This window comes from Butyricimonas sp. RTP31003st1_G1_RTP31003_210430 (assembly GCF_040920905.1).
GTDB classification, from domain to species: domain Bacteria; phylum Bacteroidota; class Bacteroidia; order Bacteroidales; family Marinifilaceae; genus Butyricimonas; species Butyricimonas paravirosa.
The window spans coordinates 13325-33953 of the sequence record NZ_JBCOSQ010000041.1 but is presented as its reverse complement, the minus strand read 5'-3'; the positions used below and the strand labels follow the sequence as shown (position 1 = coordinate 33953).

The window sequence follows — 20629 nt, the reverse complement described above, 5'->3', positions numbered from 1 at the left end:
AAAAGATTTACATTTGCACAAATAAACCTATATTGGATGTATGTCAAAACAGAACGATATTATCCTTTTGGAATCTTTTAATCGGCGAAACCCGAAAGCGTTTAGTATCGTTTATCGAATGATATATAGAGAATTATACCTATACGCAACCCATATTTTCAACCCGTTGAATCTTCCGGCAGAAGACGTTATACAAGATATTTTCACCGATATATGGCTCCGGGAATCCGTTCAATTCCCGTCACTCCCTTACATCAAAACATTCTGTTTTATCGCGTTGAAGAATGCCTACAAGAATAAAATCAAGCATCTGGGATACCAGCAACGTTTCGAACTGGAAAGTAAAGTCGAAAACGAATTTTCGGAAGACATCGAGCAAGTGGAACTATTTCATTCCTTGTACGAATCACTAAAATTCCTACCCGCCGACTACGCCACGGTTATCCGCATGTACCTCGAAGGCTGGAAACCCGAAGAGATCGCCACGAAACTGGGCCTCGCCCTCCAAACCGTCTACAACAAACGCCGGGAGGCTATTCTTATTTTACGGAAACATATGGTGAAGTAATTGTCCATAATTTATTGCAACCCTAATCAAAAAATGATTATCTTTACAACAAATTATATTGATATGACTATAAGAAATTGGATAAAACAACAAGAAAGCCTTGGTAAGCCCACATTCTCATATCGAGATGTAAAAGTCAATTTTAGTGACATGCCCGAACAACATATCATGAACGAGTTGTACCGTCTGTCAAAGCAAAAAATTATCCAATCAGTTTACAAAAGCTTTTATACCGTGATTCCGATACAATATTCAGTTCGTGGTATCGTCCCCCCCACCTATTATATCGACCAACTGATGGAATATCTCGCTAAACCTTATTATATCAGTTTACTCAGTGCAGCGGAGATTCATGGTGCAGCCCACCAGCGCCCTCAACGCTTCTCTGTCACGACTTTACGCCCCGTGGTAACAACATCTGCACGGAAAAACAACCTTATCGTTTGGAATTATAGAAAAGATATTCCCGAAAATTTACTTTGCAGCAAGAATTCCGAAACCGGGATAATTCATTATTCATCAGCTGAATTGACAGCTGTTGACCTCGTACAATTCGAGCATCAGATAGGAGGATTGTCCGTTGCCGCCACAGTTCTTTCTGAATTAGTAGAAACTATCGACTTCTCCAAAAACTCAAATACTTTATTTCAGACAGCCTCATTAACATCGATTCAACGACTCGGATATATATTGGATTATATACTGGAAGAGACAAAACAGGCCGAGATGCTGTATCAGCAATTATGTCTACTAAACAAAAAGCTCGGCTATACACCTCTTGCACATTGTCTGCCCATCCGTGGAGCCAAACGAAACAACAAATGGAAAATTATTATTAATCAAACAATAGAAATAGACGATATATGATAAACAGATCAGCGATACAAGAATGGGGCGCACAAGTACCTTGGACGGACAATGCTCAAGTGGAACAGGATTTACTGATTTCACGTTGCCTCGTGGCTATTTTTAACGATAACTTTCTGCGAAATCAACTGGCTTTCCGTGGAGGTACGGCTCTTCATAAATTATATCTTTCCCCCCAGCCTCGATATAGTGAAGATATTGATCTGGTACAAATAACTGCCGGCCCCATAAAATCCATCATGTCCCGCCTAGGCGAAGTTCTTGATTTTATGCCAAATAAAGTAACAAAACAGAAACGATATAATAACACCATGCTATTTCGCATGGAATCCGAAATACCTCCCGTCATGCCGATTCGTTTGAAACTGGAGATAAACTGCTTTGAGCATTTCACTGAAATGGGCCTGGTAGAAGTTCCTTTCTCGGTCGGAAATAAATGGTTTTCCGGTTCCTGTAAGATTACTACCTACCAATTTGCTGAATTATTGGGGACGAAATTACGTGCGCTCTATCAACGAAAAAAAGGGCGTGATTTATTTGATCTGTACGTTGCATTAAAACAAACGGATGTAAATCCAGATGACGTGATTCGCTGCTATCACAAGTATATGAGGTTTACAGTACAACAGCCACCCACCTACAAACAATTTATTCTCAACATGGAGGAGAAAATACAAGATCCAGATTTCCTTGGTGACTCACAATTATTACTGCGACCGGAGATTTCATTCAACCCCCAAGAGGCATATCTAGTTGTGAAAGAGAGGCTCATTGATAGACTTTCTTGGACCAGATAATATACTTATTGGGCCTCGCCCTCCAAACCGTCTATAACAAACGCCGAGAGGCGATTCTTATTTTACGGAAGCATATGGTGAAGTAATAAACTACTCACCTCGTTTGGGAACAAGGAATTTATGAAATTACATTATAGTAAAACTAATTTTACGTCCAAGCCCTTGAAATATCTTAAACAACGTGGAAAGCTGAATATCTGCATGTCCATTTTCGATACGGGAAATATAACTTTTTTTTGTTCCTATTTTAGCTGCAAGTTGCTCCTGCGTCATACCCGCTTTCAAACGCTCCGCTTTTAATTGTTCCCCTATAATGAATGCCTCACAACCATTTTCAAATTCATTACATTCTTCCGTCCCGATAGCACCAAAATCTTCCGTGATTAAATCCTCAATCGGAGTACATCCTATTGCTTTCAATTCATCATCACTCATCATTTTATTCTCCTTTTTTCTGCTATAACAAGTATTTTTGCTTTTATAAAGATAACTAATTAGTGAACAAAAATCAATGATTCATCCGTTTTTATTATTAGAAAACATCAACAAGGATAAAACAGGGATAAGCCACCCTTTTACTATCGTTATAATCTCCCCCGTCCCTTTCATCGCCCTTTCATCGCCCTTTCATAACCCTTTTCCAATATACCGGAAAGAGCGCAAAAAGGACAATATAATGGTCACGTGAGATTATTACAGTATTATCACGATGTTATTACGGGGTTAAAACTCTAATTACAGGCTAGAGTACAAGGAGAACCTAAAGAGAACCTAAGGAGAAGTTACCCAAATAATCCCACTTATTCGAAGAACCCTCGAAACTTACACGTAGCACCCACATTCCACAATATTTAAGCTCTGTAAAAGCTTCGAATAAGCTCTGGTTAAGTGAGATTATCCGGGTTAAATTACCACTTTACCTGGGTTAGATTAGGATATAAATAGTGCAATATATTGCACAAACTGTTTGGATTATCCCATTTTTATCGTAAATTTGCACTAAAAGGGAAATATATTGCACTATGGATTTCTATCAACTTATTAAAGAACGCCGTGCTTTACTTGGTTTGACCCAACAGGATTTGGCAGATTATACCGGTTTGAGCCCGCGGATCATCAAAAGTATAGAAACGGGAAAAGCGAACCCGTCTATCGGTACATTGGGTAAAATCGCCGATATTTTGGGACTTGAAATTATTATGCAAGTAAAGGAAATTAAAGTATGAGACAAGCGGAGGTTTACACGAACGGAATCCTCGCCGGACGACTAATAGAGACTGACGAGGGGAAATACATTTTTCAATATGATAATACTTATTTACTGGACAACAGCCAGAAAGCCATCTCATTGTCTTTTCCGAAACGTAAAGATGAATACGTTGCGGACACGATATTTCCATTTTTTTATAACATGCTCTCCGAAGGTGCCAACAAAGCCATACAATGCAAGACATTGAAGATTGATGAAGACGATGCTTTTGGCTTATTACTGGCAACTGCCGGAAATGACACGATCGGAGCAATAACAATCAAGAAGATATGACAAAAACAGAGGTATGTCCGGGGAACTTGACCCCGGGTTTCGACACATATAGCCCGGCTTGTTCTCGTCGTTTATTTAACGGAAAGAAAGTAAGCCATATACTAGATTTCAATTATGATGCCGATAAAGAAAATTTCATAGCCGCTATTAATCAAATATCGGTTTCGGGAGTACAAGAAAAACTTTCAGCCATCATCGACAAAGGTAAAGTGATTCTCACTCCAAGTGGAAAACAAGGCCGTTACATTATAAAACCGGCTCCCGGTTACAAGCATTTACGTTTTCGAGATCAAATTCCTGCCAACGAACACCTGACCATGCAGATCGCAAGGCAAGTATATAAAATCAACACGGCCGATAACGCCATGATTTTCTTTGCTGATGGCGAGGCCGCATATATCACCAAAAGATTCGACTTCGCGGCAGACGGGAGCAAAATCCCACAAGAAGATTTTTCATCGTTGGCACATAAATCAGCGATTACACATGGTAAAGATTTTAAATACACGGGCAGTTATGAGGATATTGCTCTTTTAACGCGTACTTACGTATCGGCATGGCAAGTCGAGATCAGCAAGCTTTTTACATTAGTCATATTTAATTACTTGTTTGCCAATGGCGATGCTCACTTGAAGAATTTTTCTCTTCAACAAACCCCTTTAGGTGATTATTTACTTTCACCAGCCTACGATTTGATGAACACGTCCGTTCATGTTGACGATGAAGATTTTGCCCTACAAGGCGGACTAATCCCCGAGGATCAATACTCAGAGACCTATGCACGAACAGGCCATCCTTGTAAAACGGATTTTATTACATTTGGCAATCGTATTGGAGTTCAACCCAAAAAACAATCTGCCATTATCACTATGTTCTCTCAAGAATTTCCCCTAGTAAGCGAACTGATAGATCGTTCGTTTCTGAATGAAAAGGCTAAGCGAATGTACAAACGTTCTTATCAAGAGCGTTTACACCGTTTTCTGAGGAATGATTAAAGATCGTCAAAAAATCACTAACTTTGGCATAAAAACAAGACTATGGCAACTACAATTATATTCAACGCTTGCATCATCACCATGAATGAAGGCATGGAGGTGATCAAAAACGGTTCCATCCGGGTGGAAGACAACCAGATAAAAGAAATTCGAGAAGGAAAAATCGAATGCCCCGACGCGGAGTACTTCGACGCGGAAGGCATGATCGTGATGCCCGGATTTATCAATACACATACTCACGTCCCCATGACCATGTTACGCGGGTATGCCGATGATCTCCCCCTCCACACTTGGCTAAACGAACATATTTTCCCGGCAGAGGCACGCATGGTGACCCCGGAAAACGTGGCAGTTGCCGCCCGCTTTGCTTTTATCGAGATGATCAAGTCGGGAACCACGTGTTTCAACGACATGTACTTCTTTGAAGACATCATCGCCTCGGAAGCCAAGAAAGCGGGTATCCGGGCCGTCGTGGGGGAGTCCCTGATCGACTTCCCGACACCGAGTTTTCACACGGTCGACGAAGGGGTAGCTCGCTGTGAATCTCTCGTTCAACAATGGTACGGGGACAGCTTGATTCATCCTACCATTTGCGCCCATTCTCCCTATACCTGTTCAAAAGAGACGCTACAAAAAGCCAAAGTCCTCTCCGAGAAATACAATATTCCTCTCCACATCCACGTGGCAGAAACCCGTAAAGAAGTGGAAGACCTCACGAGTCAAACCGGTATGGCCCCGGCCGAATACCTTTACTCGATCGGGTTACTGGACAGGAACGTGATCGCGGCCCATTCCGTCTGGCTGAACCCGAAAGAAATTGAATTATACGCCCGGACCCGCACGTCTGTTGCCCACTGTCCGAAAAGTAATCTAAAACTGGCCAGTGGTATCGCCGACACGGATACATACATGAAAGCGGGCATCAACGTCAGCATCGGTACCGATGGCACGGCAAGCAACAACACGCTGGATATGGTGGAAGAAATGCGCTTCGCGGCCCTCCTTCCCAAAGGCTCCCTCTACAACCCGGAAGCCGTCAACGCCCGAACGGCATTACGAATGGCCACGATCAACGGGGCAAAAGCCCTCGGTATTCATCACCTCACGGGTTCTCTCGAGGTCGGGAAACGAGCCGACCTGATCGTGATTCATGCCGATGCCAGCAATATGCTCCCGATCTACGACGTGTATTCAGCCATCGTTTATGCATCCAACAGCAAAAACATCCGTTCCAGCATGGTAAACGGGAAATGGATTATGCGCAACCGGGAGCTTATGAATATCAATAAAACGGAAACCATGGAGTCCATGAAACACATCGTTAACAGCCAGATTGACAACCGAAAATGATGACATGGGAATGAGTTTTTCATTTTCGAATTTCCATTTTCAATTCTCAATTATATTCGTTAGTTTTGCAAACCTTTTTACAAAGAAAGGAGTTTATAAATACTATAAACCCAATTAGATATGGAAAATAAAAATTATGGAGGACTCGACAGCGAGTTTACGGCATACGAAACTGCCGAGATTGTAGTATTACCTGTACCTTATGACGGGACAAGCACGTGGTTGAAAGGGGCAGATAAAGGTCCCGATGCAATTCTTGAAGCATCGGCTAACATGGAACTCTACGATATTGAAACGGATTCCGAAGTATATACTCATGGTATCGCAACCTTGGAACCGGTGACAGAGGCCTCATCTCCGGAAGCCATGTCTCAGGAAGTTGAAAAACAAGTTGACAAGATATTAACCGACAAAAAGTTCCCGGTGATCCTGGGAGGAGAGCATTCCGTTAGTATCGGTGCATTCCGGGCTTTCGCCAAACACTATGAAAAGTTCTCTGTCCTGCAGTTGGATGCACATTCCGATATGCGTAGCGAATACGAGGGATCGACCCACAACCACGCTTGTGTCATGGCACGTGCCAAAGAAGTGGCAACCGTGGCTCAGGTAGGAATCAGAAGTTCCGCTATCGAGGAAAAAGAGAACATCATGCCGGACCGTATTTTCTATGCTCACGATTTACATGATGCCAAAGAAGGTAACAACTGGATGTACATGGTGTCCCAAAAATTACATGACAACGTGTATATCACGATTGACCTTGACGTTTTCGACCCGGCTATCCTTCCGGCTACAGGAACCCCGGAACCGGACGGACTCTATTACAGAGAAGTGCTGAACTTCCTGAAATTGATCAACGAACGTCACAACATTGTCGGTTTGGACGTGGTAGAACTTTGCCCCAACGAAGTCAACAAATCATCTGACTTTTTGGCTAGCAAACTAATCTACCAGATATTGAGCATAAAATATCAAAACCAATGAAATAATTTTAAATGACGAAATTGAGTCAATAAGGTCCTCATAATTGTACCTTATATTTTTAAGATAAATAGAATGGAAAAGAAAGATTTATTAAAAGACACTATCAAACACATCGACATCAAGTCGTATGACTCAACCCAATTGATCGACGCGATGCGCGATATGTCATTCACCTCTCGCGACACGGCCAGAGCAACCGATATTCTGATGATGATGGTCGGAGAGAAAGAGTGTACTAATATTCTTACCATTGCCGGAAGTACCAGTGCTGCCGGATGTATGCAGGTTTACGTGGATATGGTTCGTAACAAAATGGTTGACGTGGTAGTTTCTACCGGTGCGTCTATCATCGATATGGACTTGTTCGAGGCCCTTGGCTACAAACACTACAAGGGACATCAGGATGTGCCTGACATGCAATTAAGAGAACTTTACATTGACCGTATTTACGATACGTTCATCGATGAAGAAGAATTACAGGCTTGCGACCACACAACTTACGAGATCGCTAACAATTTGGAGCCGCGTCCCTATTCATCACGTGAATTTATCTGGGAAATCGGTAAATGGTTACACGAAGGACACGCCGTGAAGAAAGACAGCTTGATCCAGACTTGCTATGAATGTGGAGTGCCCATCTTCTGCCCCGCATTCTCTGATTGTAGTGCAGGATTCGGAATTGGTAAACACCAATGGGAACACCCCGACAAACATGTGTCGATCGACTCTGTAAAAGACTTTATCGAATTGACCCAGATCAAGATCAAGGCAGGAACAACCGGCTTGTTCATGGTAGGTGGTGGAACCCCGAAGAACTTCGCTCAAGACACTGTTGTTTGTGCTGAAATCCTCGGATTCGACGTACCGATGCACAAATACGCCATCCAGATCACCGTGGCCGATGTTCGCGACGGGGCTTGCTCTTCTTCTACCTTGAAAGAGGCTTGCTCTTGGGGTAAAGTTGACGTTACCTACGAACAAATGGTTTACGCTGAAGGAACCACCGTTATTCCCGCTATCGCAAGCTACGTTTACCACAACGGACCTTGGAAAGAGAGAGAATACAAAAACTGGAACAAATTATTCCAAAAATAATTACGACACGAGGGAAACGAAAGTTTCCCTCTTTCTTTTTTCCCCTCCTTACCGACAAACAGGTATATTACCAGTAACTTGCCTCGGGAATGCACGATACTCTCGTTAATATCTGAATCGTGAATTCATGATTCATCCACCACAAATGAACCAATCCCATCCGTCGACTTCTCGTTAAGTTCCCGTTGACTTCCCGTTAACTTACTAACGAGACTCCCTAGTGACTCCGGCACAAGCAACCGTCATTACCTCTCTGTATTTCTACTCTTTCCTCCTTCGCAGGAAACGAGTCATTGAAATCGCCTGTTTATGGAAAATGAATAGCGGCAATGACACCCCGATAGCCAGCACGGCCAAAACAAAAGCGGTTGTCAATCCGTTGCGGAAAATCTCTACAATCAAGTTGGGGAGAATTTCCTCATCCTCCGTTCTCATGAAACGGATCAATGCCAAGATTGTCTTGTAAGCATACATTCCGGGAATCATGGGTAGCAATGAAGGGAAAGAAAAAACCTCTGCCGGGCAATGAATCAACCGGGCAAAATAAATACTGAACAAACCGATCGTGAACGAGGCACATAACGTGGAGGGAATTAAACCCAAGGTCGTGTGATTCAACAGGTAAAATCGAAGAGCGTGGCCCACGGCAGCCAACAAAGCCGAAATAAGAATCGCTTTCCTCGGGGGATTGGAAATCACGGCAAAACCAATAGCCGCTATCGCCGCAAAAATTCCATCAAGCAATACAGATAATACTAAATCCCAGTTCATAGCGTATCCAATCCTAAAATTAATAATGTTACCGACAACCCCAATGCGATACAAATTATAAGTATCGCCGCATTCACCGCACGAGACATACCTATCAGCACATGACCTCCCAAAATATCAATAATCGAATTAATCAAAGGTACCCCGGGGATCAGGTAAAGGACACTGGAAGCCAAAGCTATATCCGGGGTCTTACCCCAGCCGAAATAGGTTCCGGCCGAGGCGATAAACGAGGCAATAAAAGCCGATACAACGAAAACGACCATATGATTCACGTGGCGATTCATCATCTCCTGCCGTACCCAAAAACCCACGCAAGTCGCAGCACAAACCAGCATCATGGCAATCCCGTCCCCCCCGAACAAGCGACAGAATGCCGCGTTGGCCAAGGAAACCAAAACCAGCACCACCCAACGGGAAATGCGGGGTTCGTTCATCACCTCATGGTAATGAGCCGTTAACTCGCCCAACGACAGATGATGATCGTAAGCCTCCCAGCTCAAGGCACTTAACTCAGAAATCACTTGAAAGTTAATCGCCAAGGCAGGAATCTTCCGCACGTAAGTTCGCCGGATAGAATAATCTTCCGGATGCTTGATTGTCATGGTAATATTTTTCTGAAAAATCGTCACGTCAATCCCATACCCGAACGACTCGGCAATACGGGAAACACTCCTCACGGCCCTCGCCGTGTGTACCCCGACTCCCATCATACTCGTGGTGTAATCCATCAAGAAATTCGAGAGTTCCTGAATATCAACCTTTCTTTCCATATTATTTAACTATCTACCCTAATTTTCCCCTCGTATTCGGGGCCGCAAATATACATCAAAATTCAAGAGAAAGTTGTATATTTACTCATCGAAACGGGAGATGGAAAACAGAAAAATTATTCATATCGACATGGACGCATTCTACGCCTCTATCGAACAACGGGATCACCCGGAATACAGGGGAAAACCGCTTGTCGTGGGGCGTCCGGAGAAACGCGGGGTCGTGGCTGCCGCCAGCTACGAGGCTCGCCGTTATGGCATACGTTCTGCCATGTCGTCCATGAAAGCCAAACAGCTTTGTCCCGACCTCATTTTCGTTGGTTCTCACATGGAATACTATAAATCGGTATCCATGCAGATTCACGAAATATTCCACGAATACACGGACATGATCGAACCCCTGGCACTCGATGAGGCATTCCTAGACGTGACCGAGAACAAAAAAAACATCCCGTTAGCCGTCGATGTCGCCAGAGAAATCAAGAAAGAGATTAAAGAAAAACTAGGACTCGTGGCCTCCGCCGGGATCTCTTACAATAAATTCCTCGCTAAGATCGCGTCCGATTACAAGAAACCCGACGGGCTTTACACCATACATCCTGACCGGGCCCCCGCTTTTATCTCCAAACTCCCGATCGAGGCATTCTGGGGTATCGGCAAAGTCACGGCTCGTAAAATGCACTCACTAGGTATACACACGGGGGCTGACCTCAAGGAATGTACACTGACATTCCTTACCCGCAATTTCGGGAAAGCCGGTACCTTGTATCACGATTTTGCCAACGGCATCGATCCCAGAATGGTTACCCCCGAACGAATCCGTAAATCCGTAGGCTGTGAAAGTACCTTCGAGAATGACTTGACGAACTATATCGCTGTCATCATAGAACTATACCACGTGACAACGGAATTAATTCTCCGACTAGAAAAGTCTGATTTCAAAGGACATACCCTAACCTTGAAAATCAAATTCCACGATTTCACCCAAAAGACACGTAGTGTCACTATGGCACACGAGTTACGAACAAAACAGGATATTCTTCCCCTAGCCAAAAAATTACTCAAAGATTTAGAACTTACGCAATTTAGAATACGCCTACTAGGTCTCTCTGTATCAAACCCTTTCGAAGAATTAACCACCGATGGCCCTTTACAATTAAGAATTAATTTTGATTAATTATGAAACCTTTACGTTCATGTGCCGTATATAGGCATATATTTTGAATGTAATCATAGTGTAACCGAAACTTAATACATAAGTGACAAGGTTACGATGACAAAACGATACCTTTGTATCGGATTTCAAAAGAGACTTCGATTTTTTTTCATAAATTTGTTATTGGTATTTTGGGTCCCCGCTGAGACAGCGCGGACCATTTTTATTTTAGTATAAATCCTAACTTTTGTATCCCTGTATTCGTATATAAAAGTGTGTATCGAAAATTAATCGATATAACAGAAATTTAACTACCATTTTTTTTGTATATAAAGAAAAGCCGATACCTTTGTATCGGATTTCAAGAAAAGACTTCAATTTTTTTTCATAAATTTGTTATTGGTTGCCTCCTGCTGTGACAGCACGAGGCTTTTTTTCTTTCACCGATGCTAAACTAGCAAATCTTTTTTTACCCGCAAACATTTGCGTAAAATTTAATAGTGTTAAAAATCAGATTTTTATTAACACGCTGATTACCTGATCAAGTAAAAATCACGTTAACATTTGCACGACAGGAAATTTACAAAAAAAGATCGTGCCTGATTCATTTTAACAAATTCGGCACGACCTCTTTATTTTGTTATTATCTATCGAATTATTCCAAATAGGTATACCCGTACAGTCCGGAACGGTAATTAGACAAGAATTCCCGTCCTTCTTCTGCCGAGATAATTCCCTTTTTCACGGAAGAAGTTACCCATACCTCTACCGTACGAGCCATTCTTTTCGGCATAAATTGAACGTACTCCAACACGTCAGCCACCGTCTCTCCTTCAATCACCTTGTCGATCACGTAATCATCACCTTTCACTTTGATGTGGACGGCATTCGTGTCCCCGAACAGGTTATGCAGGTCACCAAGAATCTCTTGGTAGGCACCCACGAGGAATACCCCTAAATAATACGGTTCTTTATTATTCAACTCGTGTACCGGAAGATGGTACGAGAAATTACGCGTCGAGATAAAATTATCAATCTTCCCGTCAGAATCACAGGTAATATCCTGAATTGTTGCCGATTTAGTCGGCTGCTCGTTCAAACGAGAAATCGGAATGATCGGGAATATCTGGTCGATCGCCCATGAATCAGGCAAAGACTGGAATAACGAGAAATTACAGAAATATTTATCCGGCAACATTTTGGAGATTTTCTTCAACTCGTCCGGAGCATGTTTCGTGGCCACTGCCATGTCGTACACGTCTCTAGCCACGGACCAGAACAACCGTTCCACTTGCGCACGGGTGAACAAATCAATCAAGCCAAGATTAAACAAACCGAGAGCATCCTCCCGAATCTGCATAGCATCATGCCATGTCTCGATCAACCGGGGCTGATTCAGGTTCTCCCATAAATCATACAACTCTTTCACCAGCTCGTGAGCATTCTCGTCGATTTCCTCGTTTTCATCGAAAGCGGGCAAACTTGTACTGGCAAGTGCCTCGAAAATCAACACGGAGTGATGTGCCGTCAGAGAACGTCCCGACTCGGTGATAATATTCGGTTGCTCCAGATTATTCTTTTCGCAAGCATCTACTAACGCAGACACGGCATCATTCACGTACTCCTGAATCGAGTAGTTCATGCTGTTCCCGCTCGTGGCCGAGCGTGTTCCATCGTAGTCTACACCCAAGCCCCCGCCAATATCCACGAAATGTATATTGTATCCTAAATTCTTCAATTGCACGTAGAACTGAGAGGCTTCCTTCAACGCCGTCTTGATACGCCGTATATTGGTCACCTGACTACCGATATGGAAATGGATTAACTTCAAGCAATCCGTCATCTTGTTCTTTTCCAGAATGTCCATGGCTTCCAGCAACTCGCTCGAATTTACCCCGAACTTACTGACATCTCCTCCGGACTCTTCCCACTTGCCGCTCCCGGAACTAGCCAGTTTTATACGAATTCCTATATTCGGGCGAATTTTCAAGCGTTTGGAGATTGTCGCGATATTTCTCAATTCGTTCAGTTTCTCTACAACCAAGTATATATTTCGTCCCATTTTCTGGGCCAAAAGAGCCAACTCGATATAATTCTCATCCTTGTAACCGTTACAGATGATCATCGCATCGTCGTCAATATCAATCGACAACACCGCGTGTAATTCCGGTTTCGAGCCTGCCTCAAGACCAATGTTATACTTGGTCCCGTGACTGACAATCTCTTCCACTACCGGGCGCATCTGGTTCACTTTAATAGGATAAATGATAAAATTTTTCCCCGTGTAACCATATTCCGTTGCCGCGGCTTGAAAACAACTAGAGATTTTCTCGATCCGGTTATCAAGGATGTCCGGGAACCTTAACAACACGGGAGCTGATACATCCCGCACCTGAAGTTCCTCCATCAATTCTTTGATGTCAATTTTCGGTCCTCCGACTTTCGGCGTTACTGTAACGTGTCCCTTCTCGTTAATCGAAAAATAGTTCAGCCCCCAACCGTTAATATTGTACAGTTCTGCTGAATCGTCAATACTCCATTTTCTCATTTTTATTCTATAAGCTCATTAAGATTGATTGTCCCGCAAAGCTACAATATATTTTCAATATTATACGCTTAATCGCCTAGGATTTCACGATTTTAGCCATTAGATTTCATGCTCCCCGGCATCATGCCAGTCAGAATAACAATCCCGTCAAACGACCTCACATTTTCTGGATCTCCTGAATACCGTCCCGATCTATCACCAAACGGTAACGCTTGTACTCGACCTGCTCCCCATGTAGCAATTGTATCAAGAAATTAAGGTAATATATCTTGTCTCCCATGATCGGGCCATAACCCGCCTCTCCCCTCGGCACGTATAGCTCGTAGTCCCGCTCATCCATTTTCTGAACGAAACTCCCCACGTTAAAACGCAATATCTCGTTCACTCCGGCAATATCGTACTGGCTATATTCGTCAAGCGCCTCCGGATCGAGTTGCACCCATTTCCGGTAAAGAATAATTTTCTCCCCGCCATTCCGATTGTCCGCCTCCAACAAATCCGGACGGGCCCTTCGCTCGATAATCTCCTCCGGAACTTTCCTTTCCGAGATAAAATCCACCCCGTCCTTGATCCACCCGACCACTCTCTCGTTCATACTGATCGTTGTCTTCCGGTCAAAATAATTCTTCCCCAGCCGATGGGCAAAATAAAAACGCATCAACTCCTTAATCCGGTCCTTCAACATATAGCTCACCACCAAAGCCACGAACAACGGCATCGTGAAATTCCCGTATTTTTTCTGAAATGAAAAAGCTACCACCGTGGCAAATATCATGGAAAGTCCTGCCGCAATACTATAATATATCTGCTCCACCAGTACTCCATCCTTTTTCTTCGATGCCTTTAAGAACAAATCACTCTCCGCGTATTTCTTCAGCATCCCCCGCCGATAGATCACCGTCCGATTCCGATCCTTACTCTCCGGATCTGCCACGAGATAACCGTTCTGTTTCTTGTAATCAATCTCCGAATGTACCAAAGACAACAATAACTTCACCATCCGATCATAACATCCCGGATCCGTCGTCTTCAAGCCGTCCAGTAACTTGAACGTATGAAACTCCACCAGATTGGAAAGATACTCATCCCCGAAAGAGAAATAATTCAACGCCTCCCGGGGAATACCCGGCACGTTAATAATGGTCTTCAAATCCCGATACCATTTCACGATCAATTGCACGTATTCAACATACCGATTGACCATCCCTTCCCGTTCACCACTTTCCACCTCATGATGAATCGTCTCTCCCGCCATCCCCCGAAGGGCACTTTTAAAAATGGATGTAAACATCTTGATCTGGTACTCGTAAGAGGCTAACGCATCCCTCGTCCCATCCGCCACCAAATGCTGGAACGCATCCTCCAAGAAAACGAAAGGCGTCCATTCGCCACTCGCAATCTCCTCCAACGTGTAAATCGGGGTGATCAAACGCACGTTGGACTTCACATCCCGGTAAAAAGCCTCCTTGGGATAAGTCGAAGCATTAATATCCAAACTATGAGGCACGAAAAACCACGTGTTCATCCTGAACTCGTTCTCCCCCGTGTCCCGGTCAACATGGTAGCCAACCTTACATTCCACGGAGTACCGATCATGCAACTTAACCTGAATATCTATCATATCATAAAATCACAACGCAAGATACGAAAAAAAGTATAATGAAAACAAAGTACTCCAAGCTAAAAGGATTCCTTCTTGCAGAAGAATATTCTATAATTTCGAACCGTTTCGTACAATTGTTCGTCAATCTACCTATTTAGGCATAATTCATACTAAATTATTTGTTTCCTGTTTTTTTAATACATAACTTTGTTACACTATAAATCTAAAATAAAAGAGCATGAACAGGCAACAAATAATTAAAGCCGTGACAGAGAAAACCGGCATATCACGAAAAGACACGGCAAAAGTATTTTCTTCCATTTTCGAGACTATTTTAGAAAGTCTGGAAAAAGAAGAATCGGTACGGTTAATGAACTTTGGCAGCTTTACCGTAAAAACTTACAAACCACGCAAAGGCTATAATCCAGCTTCAAAAATAGTTGTCCAACTCCCGGAAAGAAAAGCCATCCGTTTTAAATTAGCCAAACGTGCAGCTTCAAAAAGCTTAAAATAATAACTGACAAGATACAATCACTGAATTCTTTCTTTTCATAAAACAAAGGGTTCAGTGGTTATCCCCCTTCAAAGAACGTTTACTTCCCCGTCCCTCGTTGTCAATACACACCCCATCATTCCATAAAAAATATTTCAATAACATTTGATTCGCATGAATATTATTCGTAAATTTACGAATAGACAGTCTCCATTATAGAATCTTTAAAAAAATATAATCATGAAAGAATACAAAACATACGTACCGGTCGCACTTATCATCTTGATGTTTTTTTCTCTCATGATCTTTCACAAAGACATTGCCACCTACATCTCACAAAGTAAGATTGAACAATTATCTGCCAACTCCCAAAAAAGTATCAGCGACTCGATTGCCCAAAAATACAACTATCATCATAACGGGAAAACTTACGATTACACGTTCATTGAATTTGGCTCCACAGGCTGTCACTCTTGTCGCCAAATGGAAGAAGTCATGGAGAAAATAAAAACCGAATACAAGGGGAAAGTCAATGTAGTTTTTATGAACTTAATGGAACCAGAGAGCAAAAGATTCTTCGAATACTACGGAGTCGCCACAATTCCCACCCAAGTATTACTTGACAAAAAGGGCAAAGAGTTCTTCCGCCACACAGGCTTTTATTCGGCTGACGAACTATCGGCACACTTCACGATGAAAAAGTAAACGGAGAGAACAGGAACTCACTCCTAAAAACGACAGGAACTCTGAATACCAGAGTTCCTGTTAGCATGGTCGAGATGACTGGATTTTAATACCTCTACAAGTAGCTTCATCATTAATAAATTAACTCTTGTCTCTTTTGTCTATATTAATCCATTTCTTAATGAACAAATTCAACTTTTCAATAGCATAAAATTTCGCCCTTTGCTATTTTTGTTAACTATAAAAAATGGTATCCCAAAAATGTTCTATTTTATGAAAAATAATTATAATTCACTATTCGATTACGTCTCGTTATTTATTCTCTAATAACCTTATAATCCGATCTTTCTCCCGCAACAATTCATTCTTTGCCTCCAACAAAGCCTCTTTCTCCTTCAATAATTTAAGCAAGTATTCTATTTCTTTTGCTTGGTCCTCCATCATCACGTTATGCTTTCCATTTTGAACCTTATTACCATTCCCGGAAACAGTACACGATTGTTCCTTTCCATAAGATTTCCGGTCAAAAAAATCATCAATAGAACATTCGAAAAAGTCCGCAATAGCTTCCAAATTATCTGCCGTTGGATTGCCCCTTTCCGACAATATCGTGTAAAAAGATCCTTGACTAATTCCCGTACGCTCACATACGGTTTTTATCTTGACTCCTTTAATCTCTGATAAACGCTTTATATTCTGACCGTTAAACATGATTATATCTTTAGACCGTTTATAAATTACTCCTTTATATAATAAAATCCTATTTTATATTTGAATTATTTATTTTATAAAATAACTTTGCATTATAAAGTTAATAACAAAAAATATAATTCAGATGGAAACAGCCGTAAAAACGAAACAAATTACTTTTCGGGAATGGTATGATTCTCTTGAACCTCTTGAAAAAAGAGAATTCAGAAACGAGTTTATCCGCGTGTCGGGAATACAATTTTCGACTTTTTATACCAAGTTGCAACGTAACAGTTTTTCCAAACTCGAAAAAGAGGCTATCCAAAAACTCATTGGAGAGCAAAACGAAATTACCTTTTAAAGATGTCATTTTTATTCACAAAGTAAAATCATCTCGAAACACAAAACAACATCAAAAATGATGATAATATGAACGGTATTGATTTGGATATAAATATTCTTCGCCAAAACATCGCTTTTATCCGTGAAGAGATCACGAGGATAACGACAATCAAAGAACAACTAGAAACCAATCCCGGGGCACGCTCTGATGATGCCACCAAAATACTTAAAACTTACGGGGAAATACTTTCAAACCTAAGATCCTTGTTAAGACACGAATATGACGCTGAATTAACTGACAATCAATAAATATAAACAAAATCCCGTCTAGGTCACCACACTTCAACGGGATTTGAAATCTAAAAGATTTATGGATACAAATTTAAAAGAAAAAGAACCCCTAACCAACATTCCGGCAGGAATATTCCACGGAACCGAGGTCTTTTACATCGGAACTAAAGCATTTGCTTTACACGAGGGGATTGTAACAACTTTTGAAAATTTACCAAGTATGATCAAACAAGTGTTTTTCAGAGCTTTTGTCAAAGACAAGAAAGCACAACATTTTTTCGAAACAGAATTAAACATCACGAGTATTGAAGTCCAATTCAAACAATGGCTGTTTTGCTCGTTCGGAGCTTTGGATTCAACCCCGGATTACTTGGACGGTAAATTGATTCAAGACTCGTTTAATTCTGCCTGCAAGCGAAAGAATTGTCCCGGCAGAGGACGTCTTTGCGGCCAAGCGTCTTCTTTAAAAGATCAAGATGTTGCCACCCTACAAGAGATCATATCCGGTAAATCGGTAAAACAAATCGCGGACACGTTACACTTGTCCATCTCCGGAACAAGATCCAGAATTAATAAACTTAGAGATAAACTAAACGCGGGAAACATGGCTGCTTTAGCGGCCAATGCCGCCACGATTATAGGTATGGTTGAGTAACGAAGTCCCCCCGACGTGAAAAACCACATGAAAAAACTTTTTCTCAATTTGTTAGATTTTGCAATCGTCGGGGCGATAAATTGTCGCCCCGGCACTTAAAAAGAAAAAAATGTACACGGTAGCTAAAATATTATTCGATCATAAATGTATTTATTCGGTCAGAGATTTCGAGAACGCCCGAGATTCAATACAAGGAAATTTAAAGATAAAATTCCTCAAATTCAATTATCACGATAAATCCCAAAAGATACTCCAAGCTTTCGGAATCATCCACCATCCGAAATTCGGGCGGATTCAAGTTTCATGGAATTACGAGGGCAAAGCGTTTATAGCAAATGAACACTTTCCAGAATTTGATATCCCGGTAAAAAATTATCACAATCAAGTTTCCAGATAGATAACCAACGAGAAGATCATGTTTACATAGATCTTCTCGTAAAAAAAATCACATTATGAAACTATTATACATTGATCTATTTTGCGGGGCCGGAGGAACTTCAAGCGGGGTCGAACTAGCCAAACTTAATAGTAACTCATGCGCTAAAGTTATTGCTTGCGTGAACCATGACGCTAAAGCCATCGCCTCTCACGCGGCGAACCACCCGGAAGCGATGCATTTCACGGAAGACATCAGAACGCTAAAACTAACACCACTTGTTTCTCACTTGGATAAAATGAAAAGATTATACCCGTCAGCTTTCGTGGTTCTTTGGGCTTCACTCGAATGCACAAATTTTTCCAAAGCAAAAGGAGGGCAACCACGAGATGCAGACAGCCGAACACTAGCAGAACATTTATTCCGGTATATTGAAGCCATAAATCCTGATTACATCCAAATCGAGAACGTGGAAGAATTTATGAGTTGGGGACCAATGGATGAAAATGGTAAACCGATCTCGATGTTTAAAGGTGAGGATTATACTCACTGGGTTTTCAATGTAAAATCATACGGGTATGATTTCGAATACCGGATTCTCAACGCTGCCAATTACGGGGCGTATACCACCCGGAAACGGTTCTTCGGTATCTTCGCCAAGAAAGGATTACCGATCGTATTCCCGGAACCGACACACGCCAAAGAACCTCGACAATCTCTTACCGGAAACCTAGAGAAGTGGAAACCAGTCAAAGATGTTTTAGATTTCTCGGATGAAGGTAATTCAATTTTCGGACGGCAGAAACCATTATCCGAAAAAACACTGGAGAGAATATACGCTGGATTAATCAAGTTTGTTGCCGGGGGCAAAGAGGCATTCATGATCAAATGGAACAGTATGAATCGAAATGGTAAATATCAAGCTCCCGATATCGACGCCCCTTGTCATGCTGTAACTTGTCAAAATCGTCTAGGAATAGCTCATGTTAATTTCTTATCAAAATACTTTTCCGGTCACCCCGAAAGCAAAAATATCAGCGTGGACGAACCAGCACATACAATTAAAACGAAAGATAATCACGCTTTAATAACCTCTGATTTTCTCGCAGCTTATTATGGGAATGGGGATAACGTTCGTTCGATCAACTGTCCCGCCTCGACAATCACAACGAAAGATCGCTTATCACTTGTTTCGCCATTTTTCATGAATTATTACTCTGGTGGAGGTCAGTTATCAGAAATAGATCATCCCTGCCCGACAATAACAACCGTACCGAAACAACGTCTGGTGTTTATTGACCAACAATTCGGGAAGAGTCGACCTGCCGGGATTGATCGCCCCGTTGGTACGTTGACTGTCAATCCCAAATATGCCCTAGTGAAATGCCAACCATGGATAATGAACACGAATTTTAATAACGTGGGTAGTTCGATCGAGGAACCGTCTCAAGTGATCACGGCCAACCGGAAATGGCACTACTTGATGAATCCCCAATTTCACTCTGCCGGGGGATCAATAAATAATCCTTGTTTCACCTTAATCGCAAAAATGGATAAAAGACCACCTTATTTAATCGTAACTGAATCCGGACAAATCGCAATCGAAATTTACGATACTGATAGTCACATGGCTCGTAAAATAAAAGAGTTCATGGCCTTGTATGGTATAGTAGATATCAAAATGAGGATGCTGAAAATTCCTGAACTCAAGAGAATCATGGGCTTCCCAAGAAGTTACATTTTAATCGGCACGCAAGCTGATCAGAAAAAATTTATCGGTAACGCCGTCGAGGTAAACATGGCAAGAGTTTTGTGCGAGGCTTTAGCGAAAAAGTTGCATGAATTGAAATTAACTCCTATCACACTAGTAGCGTAATATTTAATAATGGACATCAATTCAACGTATGGAGTCCCAAAGATACAAGCGAAGAAACAATATCCTCTATCGTCTACGGAAGAAGGGCGTTCGTTGCGTGACAAAAGAACGAACGATATTTATCCCATACGGTAAGAATCCATACGATATACTCCAGGTTAGGCAACTTCTA

22 protein-coding genes are annotated in these 20629 nt (G+C 42.0%); 16 read left to right on the top strand and 6 right to left on the bottom strand.

Features of this window, described 5'->3' with window-relative positions; all coding sequences use genetic code 11:
* The first annotated feature begins 40 nt into the window (after window positions 1-40).
* The 3 genes from AB5542_RS13355 to AB5542_RS13345 all read left to right on the top strand — a co-directional run bounded on the left by AB5542_RS13355 (window position 41) and on the right by AB5542_RS13345 (window position 2232).
* A complete protein-coding gene (locus tag AB5542_RS13355) occupies window positions 41-568 on the top strand; it encodes an RNA polymerase sigma factor (RefSeq protein ID WP_340278520.1) in 528 nt (175 codons plus the stop codon).
* Between the two features lie 63 nt (window positions 569-631).
* Window positions 632-1435, top strand: coding sequence for a type IV toxin-antitoxin system AbiEi family antitoxin (locus AB5542_RS13350; RefSeq protein ID WP_270543465.1), 804 nt, complete (start codon window positions 632-634; stop codon window positions 1433-1435).
* The gene (locus AB5542_RS13345; RefSeq protein WP_087419081.1) at window positions 1432-2232 is read left to right on the top strand and encodes a nucleotidyl transferase AbiEii/AbiGii toxin family protein; all 801 of its coding nucleotides are present in this window, start codon (window positions 1432-1434) and stop codon (window positions 2230-2232) included. Before AB5542_RS13350 ends, AB5542_RS13345 begins: the two co-directional genes overlap by 4 nt.
* Window positions 2233-2358: 126 nt before the next feature.
* Here AB5542_RS13345 and AB5542_RS13340 read toward each other — a convergent pair whose 3' ends face one another.
* Window positions 2359-2667, bottom strand: coding sequence for a helix-turn-helix domain-containing protein (locus tag AB5542_RS13340; protein WP_368243123.1), 309 nt, complete (start codon window positions 2665-2667; stop codon window positions 2359-2361).
* A 587-nt stretch (window positions 2668-3254) separates the two neighbouring features.
* Between AB5542_RS13340 and AB5542_RS13335 the strand changes: the two genes are divergently transcribed.
* The 6 genes from AB5542_RS13335 (at window position 3255) to AB5542_RS13310 (ending at window position 8199) form a co-directional block, all read left to right on the top strand.
* Window positions 3255-3458, top strand: a complete 204-nt coding sequence (locus tag AB5542_RS13335; protein WP_270543467.1) for a helix-turn-helix domain-containing protein — start codon at window positions 3255-3257, stop codon at window positions 3456-3458.
* Entirely contained in the window at window positions 3455-3775 is a 321-nt protein-coding gene (locus tag AB5542_RS13330) for a HipA N-terminal domain-containing protein (RefSeq protein WP_270543468.1), read from the top strand. Before AB5542_RS13335 ends, AB5542_RS13330 begins: the two co-directional genes overlap by 4 nt.
* Window positions 3772-4770 carry a type II toxin-antitoxin system HipA family toxin gene (locus tag AB5542_RS13325; protein ID WP_288215064.1) on the top strand — a complete coding sequence of 333 codons (999 nt, stop codon included), beginning with the start codon at window positions 3772-3774 and terminating at the stop codon, window positions 4768-4770. Before AB5542_RS13330 ends, AB5542_RS13325 begins: the two co-directional genes overlap by 4 nt.
* A gap of 42 nt (window positions 4771-4812) precedes the next feature.
* Window positions 4813-6120 (top strand): amidohydrolase, encoded by a 1308-nt coding sequence (locus AB5542_RS13320; protein WP_288215063.1) that lies wholly within the window; start codon window positions 4813-4815, stop codon window positions 6118-6120.
* A gap of 120 nt (window positions 6121-6240) precedes the next feature.
* Window positions 6241-7104 carry an agmatinase gene (gene speB, locus AB5542_RS13315; RefSeq protein WP_087419084.1) on the top strand — a complete coding sequence of 288 codons (864 nt, stop codon included), beginning with the start codon at window positions 6241-6243 and terminating at the stop codon, window positions 7102-7104.
* 72 nt (window positions 7105-7176) lie between these two features.
* The gene (locus AB5542_RS13310) at window positions 7177-8199 is read left to right on the top strand and encodes a 1,9-bis(guanidino)-5-aza-nonane synthase (protein WP_087419085.1); all 1023 of its coding nucleotides are present in this window, start codon (window positions 7177-7179) and stop codon (window positions 8197-8199) included.
* 261 nt (window positions 8200-8460) lie between these two features.
* On the opposite strand, the gene AB5542_RS13305 is transcribed toward AB5542_RS13310, so the two are convergent.
* Both AB5542_RS13305 and AB5542_RS13300 read right to left on the bottom strand, forming a co-directional pair.
* Window positions 8461-8970 (bottom strand): threonine/serine exporter family protein, encoded by a 510-nt coding sequence (locus AB5542_RS13305; RefSeq protein ID WP_288215062.1) that lies wholly within the window; start codon window positions 8968-8970, stop codon window positions 8461-8463.
* Window positions 8967-9743 (bottom strand): threonine/serine exporter ThrE family protein, encoded by a 777-nt coding sequence (locus AB5542_RS13300; protein ID WP_087419087.1) that lies wholly within the window; start codon window positions 9741-9743, stop codon window positions 8967-8969. Before AB5542_RS13300 ends, AB5542_RS13305 begins: the two co-directional genes overlap by 4 nt.
* A 100-nt stretch (window positions 9744-9843) precedes the next feature.
* On the opposite strand from AB5542_RS13300, the gene dinB reads away from it, so the two are divergent.
* Window positions 9844-10920 carry a DNA polymerase IV gene (gene dinB / locus AB5542_RS13295; protein ID WP_087419752.1) on the top strand — a complete coding sequence of 359 codons (1077 nt, stop codon included), beginning with the start codon at window positions 9844-9846 and terminating at the stop codon, window positions 10918-10920.
* A 634-nt stretch (window positions 10921-11554) separates the two neighbouring features.
* On the opposite strand, the gene speA is transcribed toward dinB, so the two are convergent.
* Together speA and AB5542_RS13285 are read right to left on the bottom strand one after the other, a co-directional pair.
* Entirely contained in the window at window positions 11555-13447 is a 1893-nt protein-coding gene (gene speA / locus AB5542_RS13290; RefSeq protein ID WP_087419088.1) for a biosynthetic arginine decarboxylase, read from the bottom strand.
* A 157-nt stretch (window positions 13448-13604) separates the two neighbouring features.
* Window positions 13605-15068 (bottom strand): hypothetical protein, encoded by a 1464-nt coding sequence (locus tag AB5542_RS13285; protein WP_279038237.1) that lies wholly within the window; start codon window positions 15066-15068, stop codon window positions 13605-13607.
* Window positions 15069-15288: 220 nt separating this feature from the next.
* Here AB5542_RS13285 and AB5542_RS13280 point away from each other — a divergent pair, with 220 nt between their 5' ends.
* Window positions 15289-15564, top strand: coding sequence for an HU family DNA-binding protein (locus AB5542_RS13280; RefSeq protein ID WP_087419090.1), 276 nt, complete (start codon window positions 15289-15291; stop codon window positions 15562-15564).
* A 219-nt stretch (window positions 15565-15783) separates the two neighbouring features.
* On the top strand, window positions 15784-16248 hold the full coding sequence (locus AB5542_RS13275) for a thioredoxin family protein (RefSeq protein ID WP_279038238.1): 465 nt from the start codon (window positions 15784-15786) through the stop codon (window positions 16246-16248).
* Window positions 16249-16539: 291 nt separating this feature from the next.
* Here the strand turns inward: AB5542_RS13275 and AB5542_RS13270 are convergent, their stop codons facing one another.
* Window positions 16540-16938, bottom strand: coding sequence for a helix-turn-helix domain-containing protein (locus tag AB5542_RS13270; RefSeq protein ID WP_279038239.1), 399 nt, complete (start codon window positions 16936-16938; stop codon window positions 16540-16542).
* A 124-nt stretch (window positions 16939-17062) separates the two neighbouring features.
* On the opposite strand from AB5542_RS13270, the gene AB5542_RS13265 reads away from it, so the two are divergent.
* The 4 genes from AB5542_RS13265 (at window position 17063) to AB5542_RS13250 (ending at window position 20457) form a co-directional block, all read left to right on the top strand.
* Window positions 17063-17278, top strand: coding sequence for a hypothetical protein (locus AB5542_RS13265; protein WP_279038240.1), 216 nt, complete (start codon window positions 17063-17065; stop codon window positions 17276-17278).
* Between the two features lie 68 nt (window positions 17279-17346).
* Window positions 17347-17568 carry a hypothetical protein gene (locus AB5542_RS13260; RefSeq protein WP_279038241.1) on the top strand — a complete coding sequence of 74 codons (222 nt, stop codon included), beginning with the start codon at window positions 17347-17349 and terminating at the stop codon, window positions 17566-17568.
* A 61-nt stretch (window positions 17569-17629) separates the two neighbouring features.
* The gene (locus tag AB5542_RS13255) at window positions 17630-18205 is read left to right on the top strand and encodes a helix-turn-helix transcriptional regulator (protein ID WP_288215061.1); all 576 of its coding nucleotides are present in this window, start codon (window positions 17630-17632) and stop codon (window positions 18203-18205) included.
* Between the two features lie 452 nt (window positions 18206-18657).
* Window positions 18658-20457 carry a DNA cytosine methyltransferase gene (locus AB5542_RS13250; protein WP_368243120.1) on the top strand — a complete coding sequence of 600 codons (1800 nt, stop codon included), beginning with the start codon at window positions 18658-18660 and terminating at the stop codon, window positions 20455-20457.
* Window positions 20458-20629 lie beyond the last annotated feature (172 nt).

What these genes read in the sequence shown, in the direction of transcription:
- AB5542_RS13355 (WP_340278520.1), top strand. Translation starts at nt 41, where the DNA reads ATGTCAAAACAGAACGATATTATCCTTTTGGAATCTTTTAATCGGCGA.
- AB5542_RS13350 (WP_270543465.1), top strand. Translation starts at nt 632, where the DNA reads ATGACTATAAGAAATTGGATAAAACAACAAGAAAGCCTTGGTAAGCCC.
- AB5542_RS13345 (WP_087419081.1), top strand. Translation starts at nt 1,432, where the DNA reads ATGATAAACAGATCAGCGATACAAGAATGGGGCGCACAAGTACCTTGG.
- AB5542_RS13340 (WP_368243123.1), bottom strand. Translation starts at nt 2,667, where the DNA reads ATGAGTGATGATGAATTGAAAGCAATAGGATGTACTCCGATTGAGGAT.
- AB5542_RS13335 (WP_270543467.1), top strand. Translation starts at nt 3,255, where the DNA reads ATGGATTTCTATCAACTTATTAAAGAACGCCGTGCTTTACTTGGTTTG.
- AB5542_RS13330 (WP_270543468.1), top strand. Translation starts at nt 3,455, where the DNA reads ATGAGACAAGCGGAGGTTTACACGAACGGAATCCTCGCCGGACGACTA.
- AB5542_RS13325 (WP_288215064.1), top strand. Translation starts at nt 3,772, where the DNA reads ATGACAAAAACAGAGGTATGTCCGGGGAACTTGACCCCGGGTTTCGAC.
- AB5542_RS13320 (WP_288215063.1), top strand. Translation starts at nt 4,813, where the DNA reads ATGGCAACTACAATTATATTCAACGCTTGCATCATCACCATGAATGAA.
- speB (WP_087419084.1), top strand. Translation starts at nt 6,241, where the DNA reads ATGGAAAATAAAAATTATGGAGGACTCGACAGCGAGTTTACGGCATAC.
- AB5542_RS13310 (WP_087419085.1), top strand. Translation starts at nt 7,177, where the DNA reads ATGGAAAAGAAAGATTTATTAAAAGACACTATCAAACACATCGACATC.
- AB5542_RS13305 (WP_288215062.1), bottom strand. Translation starts at nt 8,970, where the DNA reads ATGAACTGGGATTTAGTATTATCTGTATTGCTTGATGGAATTTTTGCG.
- AB5542_RS13300 (WP_087419087.1), bottom strand. Translation starts at nt 9,743, where the DNA reads ATGGAAAGAAAGGTTGATATTCAGGAACTCTCGAATTTCTTGATGGAT.
- dinB (WP_087419752.1), top strand. Translation starts at nt 9,844, where the DNA reads ATGGAAAACAGAAAAATTATTCATATCGACATGGACGCATTCTACGCC.
- speA (WP_087419088.1), bottom strand. Translation starts at nt 13,447, where the DNA reads ATGAGAAAATGGAGTATTGACGATTCAGCAGAACTGTACAATATTAAC.
- AB5542_RS13285 (WP_279038237.1), bottom strand. Translation starts at nt 15,068, where the DNA reads ATGATAGATATTCAGGTTAAGTTGCATGATCGGTACTCCGTGGAATGT.
- AB5542_RS13280 (WP_087419090.1), top strand. Translation starts at nt 15,289, where the DNA reads ATGAACAGGCAACAAATAATTAAAGCCGTGACAGAGAAAACCGGCATA.
- AB5542_RS13275 (WP_279038238.1), top strand. Translation starts at nt 15,784, where the DNA reads ATGAAAGAATACAAAACATACGTACCGGTCGCACTTATCATCTTGATG.
- AB5542_RS13270 (WP_279038239.1), bottom strand. Translation starts at nt 16,938, where the DNA reads ATGTTTAACGGTCAGAATATAAAGCGTTTATCAGAGATTAAAGGAGTC.
- AB5542_RS13265 (WP_279038240.1), top strand. Translation starts at nt 17,063, where the DNA reads ATGGAAACAGCCGTAAAAACGAAACAAATTACTTTTCGGGAATGGTAT.
- AB5542_RS13260 (WP_279038241.1), top strand. Translation starts at nt 17,347, where the DNA reads ATGAACGGTATTGATTTGGATATAAATATTCTTCGCCAAAACATCGCT.
- AB5542_RS13255 (WP_288215061.1), top strand. Translation starts at nt 17,630, where the DNA reads ATGGATACAAATTTAAAAGAAAAAGAACCCCTAACCAACATTCCGGCA.
- AB5542_RS13250 (WP_368243120.1), top strand. Translation starts at nt 18,658, where the DNA reads ATGAAACTATTATACATTGATCTATTTTGCGGGGCCGGAGGAACTTCA.